Source organism: Caballeronia sp. dw_276 (genome assembly GCF_018449635.1).
GTDB lineage: Bacteria > Pseudomonadota > Gammaproteobacteria > Burkholderiales > Burkholderiaceae > Caballeronia.
The window spans coordinates 261,277-280,803 of the sequence record NZ_JAAVUV010000007.1 but is presented as its reverse complement, the minus strand read 5'-3'; the positions used below and the strand labels follow the sequence as shown (position 1 = coordinate 280,803).

Here is a 19,527-nt window from a genome sequence, read left to right as displayed (position 1 = left end):
GATTCTCCCGCTAATGTTTCCTATCGACAGGAAATGCTAGCGGGAAGCGAAAAACGCCGCCTGATGAAATTTTCGGCGCGACAAAATTTGGCAATTTTGTGCAGCTAGAAAAACAAAACGCCGACGCGAATGCGCCGGCGTTAGAACACCAACAATCAGGTGCTTCTGAAGCCCTTACGACCAGTCAGCGTGAAAGCTTCCCTTCTTGTCCACGCGCTCGAACGTATGCGCGCCGAAAAAGTCACGTTGCGCCTGCACCAGATTTGCCGGCAGCGTCTCCGAGCGATAGCTGTCGTAATACGCCACGGCCGATGAAAACGCCGGCACCGGCACGCCCGCCTTCACCGCAGCGACCACGACCTCGCGCAACGCATCCTGGTACTTCGCGGCGATGTCGCTGAAATACGGATCGAGCAGCAAGTTGTGCAAGTCGGCGTTCGTCTTGTACGCATCCGTGATCTTTTGCAGGAAACCGGCGCGGATAATGCAACCCGCACGGAAGATCTTCGCAATCTGGCCGTACTGCAGATCCCATTTGTATTCTTCCGATGCCGCGCGCAACTGCGCAAAGCCTTGCGCATACGAAACAATCTTGCTCAGGAATAACGCGCGCCGCACGGATTCCACGAACGCATTGCGGTCACCATCGAATTTCGGCGACGGTCCCTTCAACTGCTTGCTCGCCTCCACACGCTGATCCTTCAGCGACGACAGCACGCGCGCAAACACGGCTTCGGTGATCAGCGGCAGCGGTGCGCCGAGATCGAGCGCGTTCTGGCTCGTCCACTTGCCGGTGCCTTTTTGTGCGGCGCGATCGAGAATGACATCGACTAGATCCTTGCCGGTTTCCTCGTCCTTCTTCGAGAAGATCTTCGACGTGATCTCGATCAGGTAACTATCCAGTTCACCCTTGTTCCACTCGACATAAACGTCGCCCAGTTGCTTGTTCGACAAACCCGCCACGCGCTTCAACACGTCGTAGCTCTCGGCGATCAGCTGCATGTCGCCGTATTCAATCCCGTTGTGCACCATCTTCACGTAGTGTCCCGCGCCGTCCGGGCCCATGTACGCAACGCACGGCTCGCCGTCCGGCGCTTTCGCGGCGATCTCGGTGAGGATCGGGGCGACGAGGTCGTAGGCTTCCTTCTGGCCGCCCGGCATGATGGACGGGCCTTTCAGCGCGCCTTCCTCGCCGCCCGATACACCCGTGCCGATGAAATGCAGGCCCGACTTCGCGAGGTCGGTGTTGCGGCGGATGGTATCGGTGAAATGGGTGTTGCCGCCGTCGATCAGGATGTCGCCTTTTTCAAGCAACGGGCGCAACGAATCGATGGTTGCATCGGTGCCCTGACCAGCCTTGACCATCAGCAGGATGCGGCGCGGTTTTTCCAGCGACTCGACGAATTCTTCCAGCGTGTAAGAAGGCACGAGCTTTTTGTCGGGATGCTCGGCGATCAGCTCGTCGGTTTTCTCGCGACTGCGGTTGTAGACCGATACCGCATGCCCACGGCTTTCGATATTCAAAGCCAGATTGCGTCCCATGACGGCGAGGCCGACAACGCCGATTGCTTGTTTGCTCATGTTTCTCTCCGAATGACCGGAGCGCTTGCGGTTCGTGGCCGCGTACGCTGCGGATGCGTTTGTGTCAATGGGGGCGGTGCCCGCGACGGCGTTCCGGCCGGGCATCCTCGCCACCATGCGGGTGGCCCCCGGGCACTTGGGCCCGGCAGCGCGCAATCTGCCGCCGCTGCTACCCGCCGAACGCCGCGCGGAACGCGCAGACCGAGCGAGATTACCACTTTGACACGTAACTGGCAGACATCGGTTGCGGTTCGGAGCGCCGCACAGGCAGGTTGCACGGGCGTAAGCCGGCAAAACACATCGTGGAATCGGCTCCGGCAAGCGCCTCGTTCAGCGCCGGTCTAGAATGAGCGTCCCAGCCCGTTCCAGGACCGGTTCGCGCGAAAAGGCGCACCAAGGCAAACGCATGGCGCTTCGAAAGAAGATTCATCACTATCACGTGTACGTCATCGAACTCGCCGATCCAGTCTGGAACGAAGCGCGTTTCCGGCGCGCCAATCCGGATTACGTGCTGGGCAAGCCGTTTGTCTATGTGGGCATGACGGGCATCGATCCGGACGTTCGTTTCGATAAACACAAAGCCGGCATTCAGTCGAACCGTTATGTACGCGATTTCGGGCTGCGCCTGTTGCCGCAGCTGTACGAGCTGTACAACCCGATGCCTTACGAAGGCGCGCGGGAAATGGAAGTGGAGCTGGCCATAGGTTTGCGGGAAGCAGGATACGGCGTCTGGCAAGCTTGACCGCCGTAAGCAAAAGCGGCGTACGGACCAAACCAATTCCGTGCGCAAAAAAATCAGACTAATCAGGAGCAGCACATGCGGATTCTGGTGGTGGGCGCGGGCGCAATCGGCGGTTATTTTGGCGGACGGCTGCTGGATGCCGGACGAGACGTAACGTTCCTCGTGCGCGAACGGCGCGCCGCGCAACTTGCGAAGGCGGGCCTCAACCTGCGCAGCCCGAACGGCGATTTGTCGATACCCAACCCGCCCGTCGTGCTGGCAAAAGATGTAAGCGAACCGTTCGACCTGATCGTGCTCAGCTGCAAGGCTTACGATCTGGACGGCGCCATCGAATCGATAAAAACCTCGGTCGGTCCGAACACCGCCATCCTGCCGCTGCTCAACGGCATGCATCATCTGGACGTGCTCGAAACGCAGTTCGGCCCAGACCGCGTGCTTGGCGGCCAATGCGTCGCGGCCGTGACGCTCGACGCCGATGGCACCGTCGTGCATCTGAACAAGCTGCATTCCCTGACATTTGGCGAGCGGGCGGGCGGGAGCTCTGCGCGCATCGAGGCGATCACGGCCGAGCTGACAGGCGCGCAATTCGATGCCATCGCAAGCCCGAACATCCTCCAGTCCATGTGGGAAAAATGGACCTTCCTTGCCACGCTCGCGGCCGGAACGTGCCTGATGCGCGCGCCGGTGGGCGACATCATCGCGGCGCCGGGCGGTCAAAAACTGCTGCTCGATCTCTTCGATGAAGCCCGCGCCATCGCCGCCGCAAACGGTTTTCCGCCGGGCGAAGCCGCCGTGAAGCGCACGCATTCCATGCTGACCGAAGCCGGCTCCGGCATCACGGCTTCGATGCTGCGGGACCTGGAAAACGGCGCGCGCATCGAGGCGGACCACGTGGTGGGCGACCTGATTGCGCGCGGCAAGTTGGCGGAGCAGGAGCAACACGCGCCGATATTCTCGACCGCTTACACGCATCTGAAAGCTTACGAATCGCGACGGGATCGAATCAACGCGAAGGCCTCCTAGGCTCGGAAACGGCGAGGCTGTCGAAGTCAATGCTTTGAGTCCGCGAGAATAAAGCGGTACCCTCTTTCGCTTTCCAAAGCACTCATCGCGATCAATGCACGAAGACGCTCACGAACAGCCATCCGCGCCGCCGACCGTAGCGGAAATTTTCATCGGCTTCCTGACGCTGGGGCTGACCGCCTTCGGCGGCGCACTGCCGCTGGCACGCCGCGAAGTCGTCGAACGCCGCAAGTGGCTCAGCCCTGAAGAATTCACCGATCTGCTTGGTCTCTGCCAGTTCCTGCCCGGCGGAAATGTCATCAACTTGTCGGTGGCGATCGGGATGAAGTTTCGCGGTATTCCGGGCGCGCTCGCCGGTCTGCTTGGCCTGCTCGTGGGCCCATCGCTGATCGTGATTGCGCTCGGCGTGCTTTATCAGCGCACGCACAACGACGTGCACATTCGCCATCTGTTCGCGGGTTTGGCGGCGGCTGCCGCGGGTCTGCTGGTATCGATGGCGGTGAAAGTCGCGTGGCCGTTGCGCAAGAAATTGTCGATGGCGGTCGTCGCCGTGCTGGCTTTCGTCGCGATCGCGTTGCTGCGCTTGCCGCTGTTGCCGGTGATGCTCGTCCTCACGCCAGTATCGATTTTCATCGCGTCGAAAACGAATCGCGAGGTCAGCCGATGAACCACGATCTTGCTTCCCTCGCCGCGATTTTCAGCCAGCTTTCGTTGCTCGCGTTTGGCGGCGGCAATTCCATCTTGCCCGAGATGCAGCGGCAAGTGGTCGAGGTGCATCAGTGGATGTCGAAGGCGGATTTCTCCGCGATGTTCGCGCTTGCACAGGCCGCGCCGGGACCGAACATGATGATCGTGACGCTGGTCGGCTGGCACGTGGCGGGCTGGCCGGGTGTGATCGTGACATCGATTGCGAAGTTCGGGCCGTCGTCGGTCGTGACCATCGCGGCCATGCACGCGTGGGAGCGCTTCAAGCACCATCCGTGGCGTCGATACGTACAACTCGGCCTCGTTCCGATGACCGCGGGCTTGCTCGCGGCAAGCGCCGCGCTGATCGCGGAGGCGTCGGACACGCAGTGGGTGCTTGGCGGCATTACGGCGGTAGTCGCGTTGCTGTCGTTCAAGACAAAGGTGCATCCGCTGTGGTTGCTGGCGTTGGGAAGCCTGATCGGGCTGACTGGCTTCGGCCAGTTTTGAACGATGCCAGGCCGCCGATGCTCGAACGTGAAGCTTGAGTCGCCCTAGATGGACGACTCAGGCGGCATCGACGAGATTGGCGATGTCATGGACGTCGATGGTGCGACCATATTTGTTCTTCACGCCGTGTCCCCACGCCTGCACGAACGCGCCCGGGCTCAAGTAGTCCGCCAGTTCGGCCGCGGCGTGCGGCGGCATGCGCAGCGACGTGCCATCGTCGAGCAATGCGCCTCGCAACTCACCCTTCGGGCCATAGAGCGACAAGGTCACTTCACCTTGAATGTCCATCGGCTTGCCTTCGGCTTTCTCGGGCTTTGGCGCGTGATGTTGCGGGCCTTCATCGATAAGCTCCACGCCTTGCGCGCTCGTCAGCGATACCGCCGCGATGACGTTCGCGCCGCGCGGTTTGACGCCACGCACGCGGATGGTGTTGCCCAACGTGATGTGCTTTGCGATCTGCCTGGTCATGTGCGGCGGGAAGTGAACTTGCAGCTTGCCATCGGCGGTATTCAATATGACACCGTCGAGATCGCCGTGCGGATTCAACAGGAATTGCGTGACCTTGCCACGTGTTTCCGGCAGGCTGGCGGGATCGATCCAATGCATGAGTGCTCCTTTGAGAAGAGTGGGGAAAATTCAGTCGACGCGGCCGTAAAGCGGCGTCAGATTGCCGGGCGTGCCGAAGGACGTAGCTTGCAGCGATTGCCCGAAACGGTTGCGTGTGCCGTATCCGTGCGCCGCGACCAGCGCGCCCGGTTGCAGCAGCGCGGGAAATTGCCGCGCGCCGGGCGGCGTGAGCTTGATGACGGTGCCGTCGGCGAGCAGCACGCCGTCGGGTTCGCCACGCGGCGCGGTTGTCACCTTGAGCACACGGCCGCTGGCATCGAGCTTCACGAGGCCCACCCCTCGAAGCGACGGCGGCAGGCGCTGGGTATTGACGGCCGGCGGCTGGTCGATGGCCGATTGACCGCTGCGCGTGTTGGTGACTTGTTGTACGCGCAGCGCGCCTCCGGGTTCGGCGAAGCCGTTCACGCGAATGCTGTCGCCCGGCGCCGCGATTGCCGCGACGCTCGCGCCCACGTGCGGCGGAAAGCGGACGAGGGAATCGTCGCCGAGAAGCAAGCCGTCTATGTCGCCTTCCGGATTGATGAGGTATCGCTTGACCACGCCCGTGGTCACGCTCGCGGTAGTCGCGGGTTGCGCGGCGCCGGGGTCCAAGGGAGGCGGCGGCGCGTTGCCTGCAACCGGTGGCGGTGCGGCGTCCGGGGGCATCGGTGCATTCTGTGCAGCGCACGTGACTGCGCCCGTGATGACGGCGATCAAGCCGGCTGATTTCAGTGCGATGGCGAGTGCTTTCATGTCTGGCTCCGGCAGCGTTGCAAGTGGTGACAGCCATACTTTGCAAGCCCTATGCCATGCGCGAAAGCCTTATCGGGAAAGGGTTTTCGGATAATCGCCCGAATGCATGTGTCCAATTTTCCGACAGTCGATGTCGCGAATCTGGACAGCACGTCATCATCCCAATCCGTAGGCCGCCAGCTTCGTGTAAAGCGACTGCCGGCTGATACCGAGCCGTCGTGCAGCTTCGGCACGGTTACCCGATGCAGCCGAAAGCGCATGTGTAATCGCGAGCCGTTCCAGTTGTTCCACTGCATCGGAAAGCGACAGGTCGAACCACGCGGCGGGCAGACCTGTGGCTGTATCGCCGGAAGACGGCGTGTGCGAGAGAAATGCGAGATCGTCTGCAACGACGACTGGCCCGCGCGCCAGCGCGAAGACGCGCTCCATCGCATTCTTGAGTTCGCGAACGTTGCCGGGCCACGCATGTTGCAGTAGTTTGCTTTTGGCGCCGTCGCCGAGCGTTTTCGGGCGCGTCGAACCGGCTGCCGCAACGGCAAGAAAATGAGCGGCAAGGGGCGCGATATCCGCAGGACGTTCACGCAGCGGCGGCAAGTGAATGGGAATCACATTCAGCCGATAAAACAAATCCTCCCGGAATCGCTGCGCGGCAACCTCCGCCTGCAGGTCGCGATGCGTGGCGGCCACGATCCGTACATCAATGCCGACTTGCTTGTTGCTTCCGACCGGCGTCACCGTGCGTTCCTGGATCACGCGCAATAGCTTTGCCTGAAGCGGCCACGGCAAGTCGCCGATTTCATCGAGGAAAAGCGTGCCGCCGTCTGCCTGGGTAAAGCGGCCAATCCGCTCCGAGACCGCGCCCGTGAACGCGCCTTTCGCATGCCCGAAGAGTTCGCTTTCGAGCAGATCGGCGGGAATCGCCGCGCAATTGACCGCGATAAACGGCGCTTGCCGCCTATCCGATGCATCGTGCAGCACGCGCGCCGCGACTTCCTTGCCGGTGCCGGTTTCGCCGTTGATCAGCACGGTGGCCCCCGTTGCTGCAGCGCGGCCGATACTTTTCTGGACGTCGCGCAACGCGTCGCTGAAACCTAGCAGGCGTGGTGTGCTGTGCGCGTCGCGGGCTTCATCGGATATCTCCGAAGGATCGGCTTGCATCGACGCGCAAACGCCGAAGCCCGGCTGCGACAGCTCGATCTTCTTCAGCAATGCGGCGATCTGATCCCGGCCGATGGGCTTCGCGAGATGATCGAACGCGCCCAGGCGCATGGCGCGTACCGTGTTGTCGCTGGTGGCGAACGCGGTGAGCACGACGACCGGCAAGTCCGCGCGCGCGGGCATGTCGCGCAATCGTTCGAGCACCTCCAGACCGCCGCCCGAGTTCGAGTTCGATTTTTGCGCCATGCCATCGGGCATCCGCAGATCCAGGAAAACGCAGTCGATCGGTTCGATGCTTTCGAGCAGCGCGAGCGCCTCGCCCGGGCTTGCCGCTTCGAGCGTATCGTGGCTCATGTCAGTCAGCGTCTCGGCGAGACTCTCGCGAAAAGCGCTGTCGTCGTCGACTATCAGGATGTGCGCCATGGAATCTCGATGACAAAACACGCGCCCGTTTGGCGCGCTTCATAAAACGCTCGGCCGCCGTGTGCGGCTGCAATCTCGCGCACCACGGCCAGACCCAGTCCCGACCCGGCGGCGTGACCCGTGACGAAAGGTTCGAAGATGCGTTCACGCTCGGCTTGAGGCACGCCAGGGCCATCGTCGGCAACGTCCACGCGCAGCGTGTCGCCAACCTGCGACGCATGAATCGTCACGCTGCCGCCTTGCGGCGTATGACGCAGGGCGTTCAGCACGAGGTTATCGAGTGCGCGCGACAATTGCGCGGGATCGAAGAAGGCCAGAGCAGGCGTCGGGGCCGTCCCTTCGATGATCGTCAGCGCGACGTCTGCGTTCGCCGCCGCTTCCCTGTGCAGCGCGACGCGTTCGTCCAGCCACGCGCGCACTGCCACGGGCCGCGCGTCGACCCGCACAGGCTGCGTAAGGGCCAGCAAGCCTGAAAGCTGCTCTTCCACCCGATGAATCTGCTCAAGGATTGTGGCAAGCGCGCGCTGCTTGCGGTTTTCATCGCCGGCAAGGGCATTTTCTGCCTTGAGCCGCATTGCGCCGATCGGATTGCGGATCTCGTGTGCAATCTGCGCGGCGAGCCTGCCAAGCGCTGAAAAACGCTCGGCTTGCGCGAGCCGGGCATTCAGGTCGGCCGTCTGAGACCGCAGCGCCGCAGTGCGCGCTGCGTGGGTGTTGAACGCTTCCACGATGCGATCCAGCTCCGGCTCGCCAGTCTTCCCAATTGGTTCTGCGATAAGGGCAGTACCGTCCGGCTGGGCGCTTGCATGTTGCGCGACGCTGCGTTCCACTGAAGCGAGCTGCGCGCGCCAGCGCCGCAACCGCACACCCAGAGCAATCGCAATCCCGACAATGCCAGCAAGCAGCACTGCAAGTGCGGCAAGAAGGCTGCGGCCAGAGGCGCCTAGCGAAGGCTGCGAGCGCGTGAGCGTCCACGCGAGCAACGCCGGGCGATGCGGCACCGGACACGCCGCCACGATCACCGCGTCCTGCTGGCCACTGACTACATCGGTCGACGTCGTTTGTTTCGCCGCCGCCGCGCGCAACGTCCGCAGGATGAGCGGCGTCTCGGCGTCGGGCACATCGCGCTTGATGCCGCTGCCCTCGTAGGTGGGAAATGCGTAGGCGTCGAATACGCCGCGCTCAGTGCCCGCATTGCGCCAGAAACCGCCTTCCACCCCGGGCATTTGGGCGAGTACTACGTCGAGAATCGCGTGCATCAGGTCCGTATGCGGATCGGCATCTCGATTGTTATCGATGGAAAGATCGTAGCGCGACGCCACCGCCTGGCAGCCGGCCACGCTGCGTTCGCGGGCGGCGTCGATACGCCTTCCCGCGTTCTCCCGCGCCATGAACAGCACCAGCGCGCAAAGCAGCGCGCACATGACTGCCACGAGGGCCCAGAAAACCGCTAGCTGGCTGGAAAATGAAAGGCGCGCGGAAGAAGCGGGCATGTAAGGAGCGCGAGAGAAGGTGCAGCATTACAGCAAGAATCTTGCCGGGGTTCTGTTCATGCCGCGCGTACGTTCCAAGCGGGCAGACTCGTTGCTCAATAGAATGTCTGTAATCCGTTAAATGGAGCATCACTCATGGCGATGGCAACCGAATACACACCGGACGCGCCGCCGCGCGCGGATGTCGACGCGCTGCAAGGCCCGTCGGTTATCGAGTTCGGCACCAACTGGTGCGGTTACTGCAAAGCGGCCCAGCCATTGATCGCGCAGGCGTTCAACGATCATGCCGACGTTCGGCACCTGAAGATCGAGGACGGCAGCGGCCGGCCGCTTGGCCGTTCCTTTCGGGTCAAACTCTGGCCGACACTGGTTTTTCTGGACAACGGGCGCGAGGTTGCGCGGCTGGTCCGGCCACACGACGTATCGGAGATACGGGATGCATTTGCGCTGATCGGCCAGGCTTCTTCCACGTAAAGCCATCTCCGGCGAGGGTTTGTACCGAGCATCGTCGGCGAGGAGGCGGGCAATATCATCGGTGAGAGCGGGCGCGAGAGTTGCACGCTTATTGGCAACCGTTGTTTCTCAGCAGGAGAATCACCATGCCGCGTTTCGCCGCCAATCTCACGATGATGTACAACGAGCACGCATTTATCGACCGCTTTTCGGCGGCGGCACGCGACGGGTTCAAGGCCGTGGAGTTTCTGTTTCCATACGAATTCCCGCCGTCCGACATCAGGACGCAACTGGACGATAACGCGCTCAAACAGGCGCTGTTCAATGCGCCGCCGGGCGACTGGAGCGGCGGGGAACGCGGGCTTGCATCGCTGCCGGGACGTGAGGACGAATTCAAGCGCAGCATGGACATTGCGCTCGACTATGCGCGCATCCTTGGCAACGACAAGTTGCATGTGATGGCCGGTCTCATCGCGCCGGGAGAATCGCGTGAGCAACATCGCGAGGTATATCTTAAGAATCTCGCGCTCGCGGCGAACATGGCTGCTTCCGCGCATGTGACCATCGTGATTGAACCGATCAACACGCGCGACATGCCGGGCTTTTTCCTCAACCGGCAGGACGAGGCACAAGCGATCTGCGGCGAAATCGGCGCGCCAAATCTTCAGGTCCAGTTCGATTGCTACCACTGCCAGATCACGGAAGGCGATCTCGCTGTGAAATTGCGGCGCGACATGAAGCGGCGCAATGCGGGGATCGGCCATATACAGGTCGCAGGCGTACCCTACCGCAACGAGCCGGATACGGGCGAGGTGAACTATCCGTACCTGTTCGATCTCATCGATTCACTCGGTTACAGCGGCTGGATTGGATGCGAATACCGGCCGCGCGCGGGAACTTCCGACGGCTTGGGATGGCTTAAGCTTAATCAACATTCCGGTCACGCAGCGCGTGCAGGCTGACGGCGCGTTCGAAACTTTCAAGGAGAAACTCACATGCAGATCACGGGCGAAATGTTGATCGGTAAAACGGCGGTGCGTGGAACAGACGCGACGCTGCACGCCTTCGATGCCGCGCATAACATCGATTTGAAGCCGGCGTTCGGCGCTGGCGGAGCAAAGGAAGTTGCGCGTGCGGCCGAGCTGGCCGAACAAGCCTTCGATACGTACCGGCTTGCGCCGCTCGAAACACGCGCGCAGTTTCTTGAAGCAATTGCGGACAACATTGTTGAACTCGGCGATGCGCTCATCGAGCGCGCGCACGCTGAATCTTCGTTGCCAAAAGCGCGTCTCGAAGGCGAGCGCGGCCGCACGGTCGGGCAACTGAAACTGTTTGCCTCGCTTGTGCGTGAAGGACGCTGGTTGAGCGCCACGCTCGACTCGCCGCAGCCCGATCGCAAGCCGTTGCCGCGCCCTGATCTGCGTCTGCAGAAGATTCCCGTTGGCCCGGTTGCGGTCTTCGGCGCGAGCAATTTCCCGCTGGCGTTTTCGGTGGCCGGCGGCGATACGGCCGCCGCGCTTGCCGCCGGATGTCCGGTCGTCGTCAAGTCACATCCCGCGCATCTGGGCACATCCGAGATGGTCGGACGCGCGATACAAAAAGCGGTATCGGACATCGGTTTGCCTGAGGGCGTGTTCTCCCTTGTAGTGGGCGCTGGCAACGAGATTGGCGAAGCGCTGGTCGCGCATCCGGCCATCAAGTCCGTGGGATTCACTGGCTCGCGGCGCGGCGGTCTGGCGTTGATCGAGATTGCGTCGAAGCGGCGCGAACCGATTCCCGTCTTCGCCGAAATGAGCAGCATCAATCCATTCTTCGTTCTGCCCGGCGCGCTGGCCGCACGCGCGGAGCCGCTTGCAAACGGATTTGTGGATTCGGTCACGTTGGGCGTCGGCCAGTTTTGCACGAACCCGGGACTCGTGCTTGCACTGGAAGGACCGCATTTGCAGGGGTTTATCGATTATGCGGTGAGCGCGCTGGAGAAGAAGGGCGCGCAGACCATGCTCACGGCGGGGATCGCCTCGGCGTACCAGGAGGGCATCGCACAACGCGACAAATCCGGCGTCGAGCGTATCGCGACCGGTGCCGAAACCGATGCGCCCTTCGCCGCGTTGCCTGCGCTTTTTAGCGTCAGCGCCGAGCGTTTTGCGGACACGCCGCATCTGGAGGATGAGATCTTCGGGCCGACCGCGCTGATCGTGATTTGCCGCGATGAAGACGAAATGCTGGACTTGACGCGGCGTATCGAAGGCCAGTTGACCGCTACGCTGCAGCTGGAAAACGATGACGTCCCGTTCGCACGCCGCCTGATGCCCATCCTCGAGCGTAAGGCCGGGCGCATTCTTGCAAACGGCTTTCCGACGGGCGTCGAGGTATCGTATGCAATGGTGCATGGCGGCCCGTATCCCGCGACCTCGGACAGCCGCGCGACGTCCGTTGGCGCAATGGCAATCGAGCGTTTCCTGCGGCCGGTGTGTTATCAGGACTTGCCGGCGGCCTTGCTGCCGCTTGCACTTCAGGACGACAATCCGCTGAGCCTGTGGCGTTTGCGCGATGGCGAACTTGGACCCAATTGAACAAGGAGACTTTATCTTGATGGAGCGCCGTTATCCCGATCCCGCCGTGCGCGTACTCGACGAACGATTCAACAAGCTGCGCGTGACGGCGGCATCGGTGGAATGTCTTTATCAGGGCGCTCGATGGTCGGAAGGCCCGGTCTGGTTCGGCGACACACGTTCGCTTTTGTGGAGCGACATTCCGAACAACCGCATGCTTCGATGGGATGAGGAGACGGGCGTTGTCAGCACGTTCCGCAAGCCCTCGAACAACGCGAACGGCAACACGCGTGACCGCGAAGGCCGGCTGGTGACGTGCGAGCACTTGACGCGCCGCGTGACACGCACCGAATACGACGGATCGATCACGGTCATCGCCGATCAATACCAGGGCAAGCCGCTCAATTCTCCCAATGACCTCATCGTCAAATCCGATGGTTCCATCTGGTTCAGCGATCCGACCTTCGGCATCGACGGCTTCTATGAAGGCGAACAAAAGACGCCGGAGTTGACGCCGGGGGTGTATCGAGTGGACGGAAAGAGCGGTGAAATCACGTTGATGATTTCTGATCTCGCCGGTCCGAACGGACTCGCGTTTTCGCCCGATGAGTCCGTGCTTTATGTGGTCGATTCACGCGCATCGCCGCGTGAGATCCTTGCGTACGAGATGGCGCCCGATGGCCTTTCGTTCAAGGATTCACGCGTGGTGATCGACGCCCGTGACGGTACGCCCGATGGTTTTCGCGTCGATATCCATGGCAACCTCTGGTGCGGCTGGGGCATGGGCAGCGACGAACTCGACGGCGTGCGCATCTTTACGCCGAAGGGTGAAGCGATCGGGCATATTGCATTGCCCGAGCGTTGCGCCAACGTATGTTTTGGCGGCCGTCACCGCAACCGCTTGTTCATGGCTGCAAGTCACGGCCTGTATTCGCTCTACGTCAATACCCAGGGCGTGAAGGGCGGCTGACGTCTCAAGGCGCCGCGCGTTTTTCCATCAGCTTGTGCGGTTCGGCTACCACGGCAAAACCAAAGCGCGCATACAGCGTATGCGCGCTCGAAGTTGTCAGCAGCATCTTCCGCAACCCCTGCAGATCAGGATGCGAGAGTACGCATTCCACGAGCCAGATGCCGAGGCCGTCGCCCTGACTTTCGGGCAAGACGAACACATCGGCAAGATACGCGAAGCTCACCGTATCCGTGATCGCGCGCGCGTAACCAATCTGAACGCCACGATGAAAAAGTCCGAACGCAATCGAATGACGCGCCGCGCGTTCGACCTTTTCGCGTGCGATGCCCGGCGACCAGTACGCGACTTCACTCAAGTACCGATGCACGACATCGAAGTCGAAATCATCGATATCCGTCGTCACACGATAATCACCGCGAAGCCATTCAGTCGTCATCAACGCACCTTGTAGACGCGGCCGGTTTCGAGCCCTTCCACGCTGCGGCTATACGCCAATGCAACGCGTGCGCCCGACGCGGCTTCGAAGCCACGGAAGTACGGGCCGAACGATTCGCGCGCTTCTTCGAGCATGGTCGCATTGACCACGTTGATGCGCAGGCCGCGCGGCAGTTCGATGGCGGCGCCGCGCACGAAACCTTCAATTGCGCCGTTGACGGCCGCCGCGCTCGCGCCGTATTTGATGGGTTCGTCCCCAACGATTCCGCTCGTCAACGTGAATGAGCCACCATCGTTCAAATATCGCTGTGCGTGGAGCACGAGATCGACCTGGCCCATGAGCTTGTCATTAAGGCCAATGCGAAATTGTTCGGATGTCATCTGGGAAAGCTCGCCGAAATGCACATGGCCGGCGGTTGCGACGATGGCATCGACCTGTCCGATCGATTTGAAAAGCGCATGAACGCTATCGATATTCGTCAGGTCCACGCGATGCGCACCGCGCGTGGCGCCGATCTCGAACACTTCGTGGCGCGGAGCGAATTCAGCGAGGACGGCGCGGCCAACTGTGCCGGTTGCACCGATGACGGCAATTTTCATGAGAGGCTCATCGAAGAAAGAAATGGGCTCTCATTGTGCGTTTTTACGGCGGCTTGAACAAGACGCGGCGCTCGGCGCCGCGCTTTCAATCCTTCTCGTGCGCGGCGTTCGGTGAAAGCAAGAAGATCGATGCCGCCAGTTTGGCCACCAGCACCGCGCCGGTAACGACGGCGGCCGTCGGCAGCACTCTCCACTCGGCGGCAAGCATCGGTCCGACAATCGCGACCGAAGCAACGCCAAGTGCAATTGCCGTCCACCGCGCCCACTGAAAGCGCATTGCGACGCAAGCGTACAAGCCGCCAACCAGTATTCGCGATGCAACCAGCGGCGCGAGCGGTTCGTCCGGACCAACCATCAACGCAAGTCCCATTTCAGCCCACGAGAGTACGTAGGCCACGCCCAGACACGCAATTGCGGTCGAGAGCGCCTGTTGTGTCCAGGGTGCGTGCAGATCGAATGAGCGTGACGTGCTTTGCGGCGCGGCTTCGTTCGAATAGGTATTGGTCGTAGTCATGTCTGGTCCCGTGGCGTACTTTTTTTGGAATTTCCGATGCTTTTGTCTGACCCGCGGTCCCTTGATGCACGAGGCATGCCAGCTGTGTTCAAACCTGGGAACATCGCTTGCTTTCAAAGCTTTAAGCCCGCTGGAGGCGGATTTGCCTGAAGAAACGCGTGTCGTGGCCAACGTCCCGTTCCAAAGGAGCAACGGCAGCGGCATTGCTCCATTACATGGTTTTCCTTTGCAATGGCAGGCTTTACACAGTGACCCAGCGAACCGGATCGACCGAAGCTGAACGAAAAAAGGAGCATTTATGAGCACCGCGCAATCCCATGAGCCCAAGGAACAGAACCCGCATTCGGAACGCGGGGAAGACGACGTCGATAAAGCCGTCGAGGACACATTCCCAGCAAGCGATCCGCCATCCACGGGCGGTGTGACACGCATCGAATCGGACGACGACAAGAACAAGTCGAAAGCCAAATAAATAAAGACCGCGCTGAATTCAGCGCGGTCTTTTTTTGCTCTCAGCGATCTATAGCGTATTCAGGACTTATCACGCCGCTGGATTTCGATCAGCCTTGAAGGACGAACGTGATTGACCGCGTAGTGCTTGCGTCCGCGTAACGTATCGCCGCGTGCATCGCGATCCACGAAGTCGTACTGCCGCTCCACCTCTTCCGCGTCGGGCGCGATCATGCCTTTATCCACCACGCTGAAGCCATTCTCCAGTTTGAGTGCGAGGCCGTTGCGCACAGGACGGCTATCGAAACCGCCCAGGCCATCGCCTTGTTCGAAGTGTGAATTCACGAGCGATGCATTGACGCCAACGAACGCATTTGGATTCTCCTCGATCAGAAATTCATCCCGCGAGGCATCACGATTCTTGGCGTCGGCGTCAACGGTGTCGTCCAGCGTGTCGTCGTTGAGCACATCGATTGCATGGCGCGTGATGTTGAGTTCGCTGATCGGGCCGCCTTCGTCCTTCGGTGCATTGCGCGTCTCCTCATCCTGCCGCGGACCCGCCTGATTGCTCTTTGCTGCGGCGGCGACATCGCCCGTGTTTGCGTGCGCGGTTTCCGTTTCCGGCTTTTTCAACGGGCTGTCAGCGGCGCGTTGGGTTTGCTTGTCCTGCGACTCGTTGTTTTGCGTGTTGTCCATGGTTCACTCCGCCTCGGCTTGATTGATCCGGGCATAGGACGCAAGAACTATTCCGGAGCGCGCACGAGCCTTGCGGTAGGCGAATGGAATAAACAACGGGATAAATCATCAGTAAATGTTCTAAACGCAATCGATTTTTTTCAGTCGAACATGCCATTCTGCAAGAGTATGATTTGTTGTTCGCCGGGCCCGCGCACGTTACCGGACCATACTGACAACGTGTACGTGAGCGAGCAGGAGATGACCATCGCGAATCCAGCGAGGCACTTAAAAAATGGGGGTGACTAATGCAATACGACGATGCGTTTTCACATCGTGGATATCTACTGAATTGCGCGCCCGCGCGTCAGGGCGATGGCTGTTTTCAACCGTACGTCGTGATCTCGCGGTCCAGCGACGGTGAACTGGTCGCAAATCGTTTCTTTCCCGCTGACCTGCGCTTCGGCAACGCCGATGAAGCCATCGCGCACGCAAGAGACTGGGCCGTCCGATGGATCGACGCCAGTCATGTGAAAGCGGATCCAAAGTCCTGACCCTGCAGCACGTAACGGCGAGGTGTGGCGGAATCGGCCGTGCGCCAGGTCCGGCATATCGGCGAAAAAACGGTTAATCTCGGGGCATCGATTAGAACGTGCCTTTATGGCGTACACCGCTCAAGCTCCGAGACATGCCCAAAACCGTTTCCCCCGAAGCTTTGGCTTCATCCCACGAATGGGGCCTCGACAAGATCGTGGCCGACCTGCGCGCGTCACGCGAGCAACTGCATCGCACGCGCCATCCGCTTGGTATTCGCGAGTTGCCGTCGCGTGAAGCAATTGTCAAGATCGTCAATGGCCTGCGTTCCGCGCTCTTTCCCACGCATTACGGCGCTGCCGATCTGACAGCCGAAAGCGTGGATTACTACGTTGGTCATACGCTCGAAAGTACGTTGCGCCTTCTTGCAGAACAGATCCGGCGTGCGCTGCGTTTCCTGCCCGAAAATCACGATCTCAGCGATGCCGAACTGGGCACGCATGCGTTCGAACTCGCCCGCGAGTTCGGTTCGCAATTGCCTGGCATTCGCGCGCTTCTGGTGAGCGATATCCAGGCTGCGTTCACCGGCGACCCGGCCGCGCAGCACATCACGGAAATCCTGCTGTGCTATCCCGGTGTGTGGGCCATGACGCATCATCGGCTGGCGCATGCGTTGCACAAGCTCGGCGTGCCGCTGCTCGCGCGCTTTATCAACGAGATTGCGCATTCGGCGACAGGTATCGATATCCATCCAGGCGCCACAATCGGGCCGAGCTTTTTTATCGACCACGGGACGGGTGTCGTGATTGGCGAGACAGCCGTGATTGGCGAACATGTGCGCGTGTATCAGGCGGTGACGCTTGGCGCGAAGAGCTTCCCGGCCGGCAACGATGGCGTGCTCGTCAAGGGCAACGCGCGGCATCCGGTCGTGGAAGACCACGTGGTCATCTATGCCGGCGCGACCATTCTTGGGCGCGTGACCATTGGGCGGGGATCGGTGATTGGCGGCAACGTCTGGCTCACCCATAGCGTGCCGCCGGGCAGCAGCGTCTCGCAGGGCAAGATCCGCGAAGTGGGCGAGGGCGTGGCGCCCGAGGGCGGCGGCTGAAGCGGCCACTGAAGCGGCCGCCCTGGGCTTCAGCTATTCGACACGCTGAAGCCGCTCGGATGTCCAACGATAGCGAGAAATTCGCGGCGGGTGGACGGGTCGTCGCGGAAGGTGCCCAGCATGCGCGACGTCACCATGGACGCGCCCGCCTTATGCACACCGCGCGTGGACATGCATTGATGCGATGCTTCCAGGATCACGCCCACGCCTAGCGGCTGAAGGACTTCTTCGAGCGTATCGGCGATCTGCGCCGTCATCTTTTCCTGGATCTGCAGGCGCTTCGCGAACGCATCCACGAGCCTCGCCAGCTTCGAAATTCCCACCACGCGTTCGCGCGGCAGATACGCCACGTGTGCCCGCCCGATGATCGGCACCATGTGATGTTCGCAATAGCTTTCGAAGCGGATGTCCTTGAGCACGATCATTTCGTCGTAGCCCTGCACTTCGGAGAACGTGCGCGCGAGGATGTCGCGGGGATTTTGCGCATAGCCCGCGAAAAACTCTTCGTAAGACCGGACCACGCGTGCGGGGGTATCGATAAGACCTTCGCGGGCGGGATCGTCACCGGCCCATTTGATCAGCACGCGAACGGCGGCTTCGGCTTCTTCGCGGCTCGGACGATCAGATTGATCGCGGATGTCCGGGGACGCGTCGGGGTTGGTGCGCGTGGCGCTCATTGAAGGCTCCAGATGCTTGTAGCGAAGTCATGAAGCCCCCATTGTTCCACGTTTTCTCATCGATAAGACCCCGGTCCAATGTCGGGTTCTTCAGGCTTTACCCCCTCCGTCGATGCCCGAACCCGTTTGCCAGGTTTTTTTTCCTTCATCGGATAACTTGCCCGAACTATTGTTCTTGTCGGGTTCCGTGCCTTCTTCGGCCATTGGGCCGCCCGGTTGCTGCTGCGCGGGCTGCTTTTCGCCCTTGCGCTGCGCCCGGCGTTCTTCTTGCGATCGGCCCGCGTAATTGGTATCGGTCGGCTTGTCGGTCATGGCGGTCTCCGTAGGTGAGTGACAAGATGACGCGCGCAAGGGGCGTTCCTTCTGCGGGCAGGGTAGATGTCATACCAGGATATACGCCCAACTGTTTGGGCTGCATTTCGGGCGTTAGAGTGGCTGCACAGTCATCCACAAGGGACCGCCTCATGAAACGTTTTCACATTGCGCTCGCCGTTGGCAGCCTCGATGCTTCGATCGCGGATTATTCGCAACGTCTTGGCCAGGCGCCGACCGCCGTCGTACCAGGCGCCTACGCAATGTGGCGCACCGATCTGCTGAACTTCTCGATCAACCAAACAAGCGATCCTGCGAAAGTGGGATTGCTTCGACACATTGGCTTCGAAGACGATTCAGCAGCGGGTTTTGCGAAAACACGCGATATAAACGGCATCGAATGGGAGCAGTTTTCGCCCGATGAACAGGACCGGCGGATCGTCGAGACGTATGGCAACGCGATCCGTCCAGCCTGAAACATCGCGGCTCTTACGTGCGTGTAATCGAAATGCCGCCATCGACCAAAGACGCCGTGCCGGTCACGAACGATGAATCATCGGATGCAAGATACAGCACCGAGCGCGCGAGTTCTTCCGGCGTCGCGACGCGCTTCAACGCGTGCAGGTTCGTGATGAACGCTTGCGACTCGGCGGTATTGTTCATGTCGCGATACATGGGGGTATCGACGGCGCCCGGGAGCACCGCGTTCACCCGCACGCCTTCCGCGCCATACTCGGCGGCCAGCGCTTGGGTGAGGCCGATCAACCCGGCCTTGCTTGCCGCATACGCCGCCGTGCCGGGGAACGCGAACGAATAACCTACGAACGTCGATGTGAAGATGATCGAACCGCCGCCATTCAGGAGCATTGCGGGGACTTGATGCTTCGCGCCGAGGAACGCGCTGGTCAGGTTGGTGCCGAGCGCGCTTTCAAATCCTTCCTTCGATACCGACACCGACGGCCCCATTTCTCCCAGCGTGCCGGCGTTGTTGAAAGCGACATCGAGCCGGCCGAACTTTTCGATCGCCAGCGCGACGACCGCCTTCGCATAATCTTCCGATTGCACATCACCGGCGAGATACACAGCTTCTCCGCCATCCGCCTTGATCTCGGCGACGAGTGTTTCGAGTTCCGTCGCGCGGCGCGCAGCCAGCACGAGTTTCGCACCTTCCGCTGCAAACAGTTTTGCCGTCGCGCGGCCAATTCCGGCGCTCGCGCCCGTCACGATAGCCACTTTTCCTGAAAGCCGATTCATGATGATTCTCCGATTGGTTC

General features: G+C 61.0%; 24 protein-coding genes. 12 read left to right on the top strand and 12 right to left on the bottom strand.

The window, feature by feature from the left end; genetic code table 11:
* Positions 1–174: 174 nt before the first annotated feature.
* Entirely contained in the window at positions 175–1,581 is a 1,407-nt protein-coding gene (gene gndA, locus HB633_RS17290; RefSeq protein ID WP_213779388.1) for an NADP-dependent phosphogluconate dehydrogenase, read from the bottom strand.
* 406 nt (positions 1,582–1,987) lie between these two features.
* Here gndA and HB633_RS17285 point away from each other — a divergent pair, with 406 nt between their 5' ends.
* From HB633_RS17285 to HB633_RS17270, 4 genes are all read left to right on the top strand, one after another.
* A complete protein-coding gene (locus HB633_RS17285) occupies positions 1,988–2,323 on the top strand; it encodes a hypothetical protein (RefSeq protein WP_213779387.1) in 336 nt (111 codons plus the stop codon).
* A 75-nt stretch (positions 2,324–2,398) separates the two neighbouring features.
* On the top strand, positions 2,399–3,346 hold the full coding sequence (gene panE / locus HB633_RS17280) for a 2-dehydropantoate 2-reductase (protein WP_213779386.1): 948 nt from the start codon (positions 2,399–2,401) through the stop codon (positions 3,344–3,346).
* Between the two features lie 94 nt (positions 3,347–3,440).
* A complete protein-coding gene (locus tag HB633_RS17275; RefSeq protein ID WP_213779385.1) occupies positions 3,441–4,013 on the top strand; it encodes a chromate transporter in 573 nt (190 codons plus the stop codon).
* A complete protein-coding gene (locus HB633_RS17270) occupies positions 4,010–4,540 on the top strand; it encodes a chromate transporter (protein WP_213779384.1) in 531 nt (176 codons plus the stop codon). Before HB633_RS17275 ends, HB633_RS17270 begins: the two co-directional genes overlap by 4 nt.
* A gap of 57 nt (positions 4,541–4,597) precedes the next feature.
* Here HB633_RS17270 and HB633_RS17265 read toward each other — a convergent pair whose 3' ends face one another.
* The 4 genes from HB633_RS17265 to HB633_RS17250 form a co-directional block, all read right to left on the bottom strand.
* Entirely contained in the window at positions 4,598–5,146 is a 549-nt protein-coding gene (locus tag HB633_RS17265) for a hypothetical protein (protein ID WP_213779383.1), read from the bottom strand.
* A 30-nt stretch (positions 5,147–5,176) separates the two neighbouring features.
* Positions 5,177–5,899 (bottom strand): hypothetical protein, encoded by a 723-nt coding sequence (locus HB633_RS17260; protein WP_213779382.1) that lies wholly within the window; start codon positions 5,897–5,899, stop codon positions 5,177–5,179.
* A 156-nt stretch (positions 5,900–6,055) separates the two neighbouring features.
* On the bottom strand, positions 6,056–7,480 hold the full coding sequence (locus tag HB633_RS17255) for a sigma-54 dependent transcriptional regulator (RefSeq protein ID WP_213779381.1): 1,425 nt from the start codon (positions 7,478–7,480) through the stop codon (positions 6,056–6,058).
* Positions 7,465–8,973: a HAMP domain-containing sensor histidine kinase gene (locus HB633_RS17250; RefSeq protein ID WP_213779380.1), complete on the bottom strand. Its 1,509-nt coding sequence runs from the start codon at positions 8,971–8,973 to the stop codon at positions 7,465–7,467. The genes HB633_RS17255 and HB633_RS17250 overlap by 16 nt, the downstream gene beginning before the upstream one ends.
* A 135-nt stretch (positions 8,974–9,108) precedes the next feature.
* Here HB633_RS17250 and HB633_RS17245 point away from each other — a divergent pair, with 135 nt between their 5' ends.
* The 4 genes from HB633_RS17245 (at position 9,109) to HB633_RS17230 (ending at position 12,948) form a co-directional block, all read left to right on the top strand.
* Entirely contained in the window at positions 9,109–9,447 is a 339-nt protein-coding gene (locus tag HB633_RS17245; RefSeq protein ID WP_213779379.1) for a thioredoxin family protein, read from the top strand.
* A 125-nt stretch (positions 9,448–9,572) separates the two neighbouring features.
* Positions 9,573–10,388: a 2-oxo-tetronate isomerase gene (gene otnI / locus HB633_RS17240; protein ID WP_213779378.1), complete on the top strand. Its 816-nt coding sequence runs from the start codon at positions 9,573–9,575 to the stop codon at positions 10,386–10,388.
* 33 nt (positions 10,389–10,421) lie between these two features.
* The gene (locus HB633_RS17235; RefSeq protein ID WP_213779377.1) at positions 10,422–11,999 is read left to right on the top strand and encodes an aldehyde dehydrogenase (NADP(+)); all 1,578 of its coding nucleotides are present in this window, start codon (positions 10,422–10,424) and stop codon (positions 11,997–11,999) included.
* Positions 12,000–12,018: 19 nt separating this feature from the next.
* Complete coding sequence (locus HB633_RS17230; protein WP_213779376.1) at positions 12,019–12,948, top strand: SMP-30/gluconolactonase/LRE family protein; 930 nt, start codon at positions 12,019–12,021, stop codon at positions 12,946–12,948.
* A 4-nt stretch (positions 12,949–12,952) separates the two neighbouring features.
* On the opposite strand, the gene HB633_RS17225 is transcribed toward HB633_RS17230, so the two are convergent.
* From HB633_RS17225 to HB633_RS17215, 3 genes are all read right to left on the bottom strand, one after another.
* Positions 12,953–13,384, bottom strand: coding sequence for a GNAT family N-acetyltransferase (locus HB633_RS17225; protein ID WP_213779375.1), 432 nt, complete (start codon positions 13,382–13,384; stop codon positions 12,953–12,955).
* On the bottom strand, positions 13,384–13,983 hold the full coding sequence (locus HB633_RS17220; protein ID WP_213779374.1) for a short chain dehydrogenase: 600 nt from the start codon (positions 13,981–13,983) through the stop codon (positions 13,384–13,386). Before HB633_RS17220 ends, HB633_RS17225 begins: the two co-directional genes overlap by 1 nt.
* An 85-nt stretch (positions 13,984–14,068) precedes the next feature.
* Positions 14,069–14,497 carry a hypothetical protein gene (locus HB633_RS17215; RefSeq protein ID WP_213779373.1) on the bottom strand — a complete coding sequence of 143 codons (429 nt, stop codon included), beginning with the start codon at positions 14,495–14,497 and terminating at the stop codon, positions 14,069–14,071.
* A 298-nt stretch (positions 14,498–14,795) separates the two neighbouring features.
* Between HB633_RS17215 and HB633_RS17210 the strand changes: the two genes are divergently transcribed.
* Positions 14,796–14,969 (top strand): hypothetical protein, encoded by a 174-nt coding sequence (locus HB633_RS17210; protein ID WP_213779372.1) that lies wholly within the window; start codon positions 14,796–14,798, stop codon positions 14,967–14,969.
* A gap of 59 nt (positions 14,970–15,028) precedes the next feature.
* Here HB633_RS17210 and HB633_RS17205 read toward each other — a convergent pair whose 3' ends face one another.
* Entirely contained in the window at positions 15,029–15,643 is a 615-nt protein-coding gene (locus HB633_RS17205; RefSeq protein ID WP_213779371.1) for a DUF3005 domain-containing protein, read from the bottom strand.
* Positions 15,644–15,930: 287 nt separating this feature from the next.
* On the opposite strand from HB633_RS17205, the gene HB633_RS17200 reads away from it, so the two are divergent.
* Both HB633_RS17200 and epsC read left to right on the top strand, forming a co-directional pair.
* Entirely contained in the window at positions 15,931–16,176 is a 246-nt protein-coding gene (locus HB633_RS17200) for a hypothetical protein (protein WP_213779370.1), read from the top strand.
* Positions 16,177–16,310: 134 nt separating this feature from the next.
* Positions 16,311–17,264 (top strand): serine O-acetyltransferase EpsC, encoded by a 954-nt coding sequence (gene epsC, locus HB633_RS17195; protein ID WP_213779369.1) that lies wholly within the window; start codon positions 16,311–16,313, stop codon positions 17,262–17,264.
* 29 nt (positions 17,265–17,293) lie between these two features.
* Here the strand turns inward: epsC and folE are convergent, their stop codons facing one another.
* Together folE and HB633_RS17185 are read right to left on the bottom strand one after the other, a co-directional pair.
* Positions 17,294–17,941, bottom strand: coding sequence for a GTP cyclohydrolase I FolE (folE, locus tag HB633_RS17190; RefSeq protein WP_213779368.1), 648 nt, complete (start codon positions 17,939–17,941; stop codon positions 17,294–17,296).
* Between the two features lie 90 nt (positions 17,942–18,031).
* A complete protein-coding gene (locus HB633_RS17185; RefSeq protein ID WP_213779367.1) occupies positions 18,032–18,253 on the bottom strand; it encodes a hypothetical protein in 222 nt (73 codons plus the stop codon).
* A gap of 152 nt (positions 18,254–18,405) precedes the next feature.
* Between HB633_RS17185 and HB633_RS17180 the strand changes: the two genes are divergently transcribed.
* Complete coding sequence (locus HB633_RS17180; RefSeq protein ID WP_213779366.1) at positions 18,406–18,729, top strand: hypothetical protein; 324 nt, start codon at positions 18,406–18,408, stop codon at positions 18,727–18,729.
* A gap of 13 nt (positions 18,730–18,742) precedes the next feature.
* Here the strand turns inward: HB633_RS17180 and HB633_RS17175 are convergent, their stop codons facing one another.
* Complete coding sequence (locus HB633_RS17175) at positions 18,743–19,507, bottom strand: SDR family oxidoreductase (protein ID WP_213779365.1); 765 nt, start codon at positions 19,505–19,507, stop codon at positions 18,743–18,745.
* Positions 19,508–19,527 lie beyond the last annotated feature (20 nt).

Bases quoted from the DNA above. Each gene is read 5' to 3' on its own strand.
- HB633_RS17245 (WP_213779379.1), top strand. From the start codon at position 9,109: ATGGCGATGGCAACCGAATACACACCGGACGCGCCGCCGCGCGCGGAT.
- HB633_RS17270 (WP_213779384.1), top strand. From the start codon at position 4,010: ATGAACCACGATCTTGCTTCCCTCGCCGCGATTTTCAGCCAGCTTTCG.
- HB633_RS17220 (WP_213779374.1), bottom strand. From the start codon at position 13,983: ATGAAAATTGCCGTCATCGGTGCAACCGGCACAGTTGGCCGCGCCGTC.
- HB633_RS17285 (WP_213779387.1), top strand. From the start codon at position 1,988: ATGGCGCTTCGAAAGAAGATTCATCACTATCACGTGTACGTCATCGAA.
- HB633_RS17235 (WP_213779377.1), top strand. From the start codon at position 10,422: ATGCAGATCACGGGCGAAATGTTGATCGGTAAAACGGCGGTGCGTGGA.
- epsC (WP_213779369.1), top strand. From the start codon at position 16,311: ATGCCCAAAACCGTTTCCCCCGAAGCTTTGGCTTCATCCCACGAATGG.
- gndA (WP_213779388.1), bottom strand. From the start codon at position 1,581: ATGAGCAAACAAGCAATCGGCGTTGTCGGCCTCGCCGTCATGGGACGC.
- HB633_RS17225 (WP_213779375.1), bottom strand. From the start codon at position 13,384: ATGACGACTGAATGGCTTCGCGGTGATTATCGTGTGACGACGGATATC.
- HB633_RS17265 (WP_213779383.1), bottom strand. From the start codon at position 5,146: ATGCATTGGATCGATCCCGCCAGCCTGCCGGAAACACGTGGCAAGGTC.
- HB633_RS17180 (WP_213779366.1), top strand. From the start codon at position 18,406: ATGAAACGTTTTCACATTGCGCTCGCCGTTGGCAGCCTCGATGCTTCG.
- HB633_RS17205 (WP_213779371.1), bottom strand. From the start codon at position 15,643: ATGGACAACACGCAAAACAACGAGTCGCAGGACAAGCAAACCCAACGC.
- HB633_RS17210 (WP_213779372.1), top strand. From the start codon at position 14,796: ATGAGCACCGCGCAATCCCATGAGCCCAAGGAACAGAACCCGCATTCG.
- otnI (WP_213779378.1), top strand. From the start codon at position 9,573: ATGCCGCGTTTCGCCGCCAATCTCACGATGATGTACAACGAGCACGCA.
- HB633_RS17250 (WP_213779380.1), bottom strand. From the start codon at position 8,973: ATGCCCGCTTCTTCCGCGCGCCTTTCATTTTCCAGCCAGCTAGCGGTT.
- HB633_RS17185 (WP_213779367.1), bottom strand. From the start codon at position 18,253: ATGACCGACAAGCCGACCGATACCAATTACGCGGGCCGATCGCAAGAA.
- HB633_RS17260 (WP_213779382.1), bottom strand. From the start codon at position 5,899: ATGAAAGCACTCGCCATCGCACTGAAATCAGCCGGCTTGATCGCCGTC.
- HB633_RS17275 (WP_213779385.1), top strand. From the start codon at position 3,441: ATGCACGAAGACGCTCACGAACAGCCATCCGCGCCGCCGACCGTAGCG.
- panE (WP_213779386.1), top strand. From the start codon at position 2,399: ATGCGGATTCTGGTGGTGGGCGCGGGCGCAATCGGCGGTTATTTTGGC.
- HB633_RS17255 (WP_213779381.1), bottom strand. From the start codon at position 7,480: ATGGCGCACATCCTGATAGTCGACGACGACAGCGCTTTTCGCGAGAGT.
- HB633_RS17175 (WP_213779365.1), bottom strand. From the start codon at position 19,507: ATGAATCGGCTTTCAGGAAAAGTGGCTATCGTGACGGGCGCGAGCGCC.
- folE (WP_213779368.1), bottom strand. From the start codon at position 17,941: ATGAGCGCCACGCGCACCAACCCCGACGCGTCCCCGGACATCCGCGAT.
- HB633_RS17200 (WP_213779370.1), top strand. From the start codon at position 15,931: ATGCAATACGACGATGCGTTTTCACATCGTGGATATCTACTGAATTGC.
- HB633_RS17230 (WP_213779376.1), top strand. From the start codon at position 12,019: ATGGAGCGCCGTTATCCCGATCCCGCCGTGCGCGTACTCGACGAACGA.
- HB633_RS17215 (WP_213779373.1), bottom strand. From the start codon at position 14,497: ATGACTACGACCAATACCTATTCGAACGAAGCCGCGCCGCAAAGCACG.